Source organism: Oleiphilus sp. HI0066 (assembly GCF_001635725.1).
On sequence record NZ_LWFH01001451.1, the window covers coordinates 1 to 1343 of the forward strand.

Sequence of the window (1343 nt, forward strand, 5' to 3'; positions counted from 1 at the left end):
GTAGATAACGTATCTTCTGATCAGTTCTCTGAGGAGATGAATAAGCTAATTTCGGCACTTGAGGGCAATCAGCCTAATGTTGAAGTGGTTAACCAGCCGGTTCCAGGGATTGATCGTATCTTATCGGCTTTGGCCGATACGATCGAACACAGTTTGACGCCGGTTGTTAAGAGCATGGATAAGAAATTAGATATTGATCTTCGAACGCATTATAAGCTCCGAGATGTGTCTAAGCAGTTGAGGAATCTAGAAAGAGCCTCCGGGATTAATCCTACTGTAATCGACTCAGATTCGACAGATTTAGAAGGCTAGTCCGGTCATATGCTGCGAAGCCTTTGGACAGGGGGCAAGATCATAGTTGGTCTGGTGCTGATTATGATCCTTGTTCATGTGATCAATGTAGTGCTTGATGGTCAGCTGAATCAGTATGGAATTATTCCTCGATCTGTGGCGCATTGGTTCCATATTTTTACCTCACCATTTATTCATGGCGATTTGGGTCATCTCATCAATAACCTGTTTGGCCTAGCTATATTCAGTGCTCTATGCCTATTTAGGTCAACTTCCCTTTATGTTGCATGTAGCATTTTTGTCATTGTGCTAACCGGGGTATTGATTTGGTGTTTTGCAAGAGGGGTTATACATATTGGTGCTAGTGGCTGGATATTCGGGCTATGGAGTTTCTCGATTGCCATTGCTTGGTTTGATAGAAGGCTTATAAATATTCTTTGTGGATTTGTCGTTGTGTTTCTCTACGGCGGAATGATTTATGGTTTGTTGCCAAATGACCCGAAAATTTCGTTTGAGGCGCATCTATTTGGCGCGATATCAGGCGCGCTGTTCGCATTTCTTCATTCGCTTTTTTTGAAACGGAGCAACAGAAATGAACAGGAGAAAAATAGAGGGTTATCAGATGGTTAATTGGCTGTTGGAAAAGCTCAAGACTCTCACAAGTCAGAATGTTCAAGTGGATGCTATTCAATGGCAACCAGAATGGTCAGCTTACTTGAATGACAAAGTAGTGTTTTACCGAACGCTATGTATTGAAGACAAAGGCTTATTTGAAGAGCGCGTCAGGCTGTTTCTCGAAACGACGACTTTCGAGGCGGGTCAGTTTGAAGTCACGGATGAAGATCGGCTGCTAGTGGCGGCAAGTGCGGTAATTCCAGTATGGGGCTTTCCAGATTGGCATTACTTTAATGTCCAAAAAGTTTTCTTATTGCCGGCGTCTTTCAATGAAAAATTTGAATGCGGTCAGCCAGACTCACTTATTACAGGAATGGTGGGTACGGGACCAATGGCGGGAAAACTTGCCCTGAGTAAGCCAGCATTGCATTTGGGTT

3 protein-coding genes are annotated in these 1343 nt (G+C 43.4%); all 3 read left to right on the forward strand.

The window, feature by feature from the left end; genetic code table 11:
- On the forward strand, positions 1–312 hold a 312-nt coding region (locus A3738_RS22620), incomplete at its 5' end, for a hypothetical protein (protein ID WP_197473965.1).
- Positions 313–321: 9 nt separating this feature from the next.
- The gene (locus A3738_RS22625; RefSeq protein WP_068475585.1) at positions 322–921 is read left to right on the forward strand and encodes a rhomboid family intramembrane serine protease; all 600 of its coding nucleotides are present in this window, start codon (positions 322–324) and stop codon (positions 919–921) included.
- Positions 914–1343, forward strand: a 430-nt coding sequence (locus A3738_RS22630) for a zinc-dependent peptidase (protein WP_197473966.1), incomplete at its 3' end; no start/stop codon positions are given. The genes A3738_RS22625 and A3738_RS22630, both read left to right, overlap by 8 nt.